The 3,851-nt window shown below is 65.3% G+C and carries 4 protein-coding genes; all 4 read left to right on the top strand.

Annotated features, from left to right (window positions below):
- The first annotated feature begins 360 nt into the window (after positions 1-360).
- On the top strand, positions 361-1,227 hold the full coding sequence (locus ABW137_RS32430) for an HTD2 family dehydratase (protein ID WP_526406469.1): 867 nt from the start codon (positions 361-363) through the stop codon (positions 1,225-1,227).
- Positions 1,224-2,084, top strand: a complete 861-nt coding sequence (locus ABW137_RS32425) for an HpcH/HpaI aldolase/citrate lyase family protein (RefSeq protein WP_526406467.1) — start codon at positions 1,224-1,226, stop codon at positions 2,082-2,084. The genes ABW137_RS32430 and ABW137_RS32425 overlap by 4 nt, the downstream gene beginning before the upstream one ends.
- Positions 2,062-3,213 carry an acyl-CoA dehydrogenase family protein gene (locus ABW137_RS32420; RefSeq protein ID WP_526406465.1) on the top strand — a complete coding sequence of 384 codons (1,152 nt, stop codon included), beginning with the start codon at positions 2,062-2,064 and terminating at the stop codon, positions 3,211-3,213. Before ABW137_RS32425 ends, ABW137_RS32420 begins: the two co-directional genes overlap by 23 nt.
- A gap of 23 nt (positions 3,214-3,236) precedes the next feature.
- On the top strand, positions 3,237-3,851 hold a 615-nt coding region (locus tag ABW137_RS32415), incomplete at its 3' end, for a GntR family transcriptional regulator (RefSeq protein WP_526406463.1).

Below are 3,851 nucleotides of genomic sequence, written 5' to 3'. Positions count from 1 at the left end.
CCACGTTCGTGAGCTGGTGAGACGCGAGACGGTAGCCGACCTGCTGTCCCGCGACCGGGGTGCGCCCGATATTCGTCCTGCGTCGAGCTCGTACAACTCGAGTGGGTGTGCGGCGCTTCTGCACGGCGAATAGCAGTCGACGGCGAGACCGGAAATTTGGCAGGCGTCTGCGCGAAGCGTTCCCGGCGTTGTGAGAGACACCACATCGATTTGAAGATTCTATAGAATAGAGTGAAGGGCGGACGGGATCGAAGCGCTGCGCCGGCACGCCCACGAGTGAGGATCTCGCCGCCCTCCTACAGATGGAGCACAGGATGATCGACGACCTCCAACACGGCGGCGTGATCGGCGGACGCGGGGATGCCTGACCCAGACGATGGTGCGCCCAGTCTGGCCACCTACCTCGAACAATGGCAGCCCGGCCCGATCGTCACCCACGACCACATCACGGAGGCGCCCGTCCTGGCGCTGACCGCGGTGCTGGACTTGCCCGATGGCCCCACCACGACGTTGCCGCCGCTGTGGCATTGGCTGTACTTCCTGGAATGGCCGGCCCAAAGCGCCCTCGGCGCCGACGGCCACCCGGTGTCGGGCACGTTCATGCCGCCAATCCCTCGGCGCACCCGGATGTTCGCCGGCGGGCGGCTGCAGCAGCATCACGCACTGCGCATCGGCTCAGAGGCCACCCGCACCTCGAGCCTGGTCAGGGTCGACGTCAAGAACGGTTCCAGCGGTGAGCTGGCGTTCGTCACCGTGCGTAGCGAATACGCCGATGGCGACCGCATCTGCGTGGTCGAGGAACAGGACTTCGTCTACCGCTGCGGTGCACCCGCCCGCCCCAAGACCCCCACCGAAACAGCGCCCCCACAACGGCATCCCACTGACTGGCACGCCCCTCTAGTCCTCGACGAGACGGTGCTGTTCAGGTTCAGCGCGCTGACGGCAAACTCACACCGGATCCATTACGACAGCACCTACGCCACACAGGTCGAGGGCCACGAGGCACTCGTCGTCCACGGCCCCCTGCTGGTGCTGGCGATGGCCGAGCTGGCGCGCCACCGCAGTGACCGCCAGGTCGAGTCCATCGCCTATCGGCTGAAGCGTCCGGTATATCTGGGCCATTCCGTCGAGGTGAGCGGCATCGTGACCGGTGACACCGCCGACTTGACCATCGACACGCCCGTGGCGGCTCAACATGCCGCCGCCACAATACATTTCCGCGCATGAGGGATCAGACGCCCGCCTCTGCCGGGGTACTGCTTTTCGTGCCTGGCAACACCCCTCAACGATTCGCCAAGGCGATCGAGGCCCCTGCCGACCTGATCATCTTCGATCTGGAAGACGCTGTCGCTCCTGAGCAGAAGGACGTCGCACGCGAATCGGTGCACGGCTGGATCGCGGCCCACGGCCATGACCACCTCGTCGTGCGGATCAACGCCGACGGCACGTGTTGGCATGACGACGACATCGGCTTGGCACGCGCCACCGGCTGCGCGGTGATGATTCCCAAGGCCGAGGACGCGGACGCGCTGGCCAAGACCTGCGACGCGCTGGGCGCCGACCAGCCGGTCATCGCGCTCATCGAAACAGCCCGAGGCGTCCGCGCCGCCGCCGACGTCAGCGCCGTGCCTGGAGTGGTCAGGACGGCCTTCGGAAGTATCGACCTGGCAGCCGAGCTCGGCATCGACCACGATGACCGTGCAGCCATGCTGCACGCACGCTCAACACTGGTGATCGCCGCGGCAGCGGCCGGGTTGGCACCCCCGATCGACGGAGTAACCACCGCCGTCCGTGACGACACCAAGGTCAGCGACGACGTGCGCTACGCCCGGTCCCTCGGCATGACCGGAAAGCTCTGCATCCACCCTGCCCAACTCGCACCCGCCCGCCGGGCCCTCGCGCCGACGCCAGAGGAAATCGCCTGGGCTACCGCCGTTGTCGCGGCCGCACGGGCAGGACACGGCGCGGTCGCCGTGGACGGACGCATGGTGGACAAGCCCGTCGTCGACCGGGCCAACCGACTTCTGCAACTCGCGTCGACCCCCCGAGAAAGGCCCGACAATGCACACCTTGAACCCCGATGAGCAGATGCTGGTGGACACCGTGCGCGAGTTCGTCGACCGCGAAGTCCGCCCCGTGGTGCGTGACCTGGAGCACGACAATACCTACCCGGAGAAGCTCATCGAGCAGATGAAGCAGATCGGCATATTCGGACTCGCCATCCCCGAACCGTACGGCGATGGTCAGGTCTCCACCCCGTGCTACGCGATGGTGGCCGAGGAGCTTGCCCGCGGCTGGATGAGCCTGGCCGGCGCCATGGGTGGACACAGTGTCGTCTCCAAGCTGATCGTCCAGTACGGCACCGAAGATCAAAAGCGGAAGTACCTGCCGCGCATGGCTTCCGGGCAACTGCGGGCGGCCATGGCCTTGACTGAGGCCGGCGGTGGATCCGACCTGCAGGCGATGCGCACCGTCGCCACCCGCGACGGCGACCAGTACGTCATCAACGGCACCAAGACCTGGATCACCAATGCCCGCCGCGCGGGACTGCTCGCGCTGCTGTGCAAGACCGATCCGAAGGCCGAGCCGGTTCACAAGGGGATCAGCATCCTGCTCGTCGAAAAGGTGCCCGGCTTCACCGTGTCCAAGGACCTACCCAAATTGGGCTACAAAGGTGTCGAGAGCTGCGAACTGTCCTTCGACGACTGCCGGGTTCCCAGCGACGCGGTGCTCGGGGAGACCGAAGGCCAAGGCTTCACCCAGATGATGCGGGGTCTGGAGATCGGCCGCATTCAAGTGGCCGCGCGCGCAACGGGTGTGGCCAGGGCCGCCTTCGATGACGCCCTACGGTACGCCCAAGACCGCGAGTCCTTCGGCAAACCCATCTGGCAGCACCAATCGGTCGGCAACTACCTCGCAGACATGGGCACCAAGTTGACGGCGGCACGGCAGCTGCTCATTCACGCCGCCGAATGCTACGACTCCGGTGAGCGCTCCGACATGGAAGCCGGGATGGCGAAGCTGTTCTGTTCAGAAGCCGCCATGGAGATCACCCTCTCGGCCATCCGTGTGCACGGCGGCTACGGCTATTCCACCGAATACGACGTCGAGCGGTACTTTCGTGATGCCCCCCTGATGATCGTGGGCGAAGGAACCAACGAAATCCAACGCAACGTCATTGTCCGTCAGCTGGTTTCGCGCGGAAGCCTCTGAGCCGCGGGGACTAGACTACGGAAATGTCCGAAGTGGTGCCCCCTCCTCAGCCCTCTACTGCGGGGCGCACGCTGTTCGGAGGTGGGCAGCAACTCAGTGAGAAGGTTGCTGCATACGTTCGCGAAGGAATCATGGTTGGCCAGTTCCGCGCTGGGGAGTACGTGCGAACCGAGCACCTAGCAACCGAACTCGGTGTCAGTCCCACCCCGGTACGGGAGGGGCTGATGATCTTGCACAGCGAAGGGACGATTCGCTGGGTGCCCAGGAAGGGCTACCGCGTCGTCCCGATCACGGCCAGCGACGTCGCCGACATCTTCAAGGTCCAAGCATTCATCGCCGGTGAGCTCGCTGCCCGCGCGGCCGTCGAACTGACCGACGAGAGCCGCGGTGCCATCGAAAGATGGCAGGAGCAACTCGAGAGTGCCGACACCGCTGGCAAGGCCGACGAAGTGGACCGGCTGAACTTCGAGATTCACCGGACGATCAACAAGGCCTCGAAGTCGTTGCGCATGGGGTCGTTGCTGAACTTGACCGTCAACTTCGTGCCGCTGCGTTTCTTCGGTTCCATTCCGGGTTGGTCGGCGGCCTCAGTCCACGATCACACGGACATCCTCGACGCCTTGCGCGACCGGGACCCC

The organism is Mycobacterium sp. (assembly GCF_040509115.1).
In the GTDB taxonomy this organism is placed as follows: Bacteria; Actinomycetota; Actinomycetes; order Mycobacteriales; family Mycobacteriaceae; genus Mycobacterium.
The sequence above is the reverse complement of the archived record's forward strand: the minus strand, read 5'-3'. Positions and strand labels throughout refer to the sequence as shown.

What these genes read in the sequence shown, in the direction of transcription:
- ABW137_RS32430 (WP_526406469.1), top strand. Translation starts at nt 361, where the DNA reads ATGCCTGACCCAGACGATGGTGCGCCCAGTCTGGCCACCTACCTCGAA.
- ABW137_RS32425 (WP_526406467.1), top strand. Translation starts at nt 1,224, where the DNA reads ATGAGGGATCAGACGCCCGCCTCTGCCGGGGTACTGCTTTTCGTGCCT.
- ABW137_RS32420 (WP_526406465.1), top strand. Translation starts at nt 2,062, where the DNA reads ATGCACACCTTGAACCCCGATGAGCAGATGCTGGTGGACACCGTGCGC.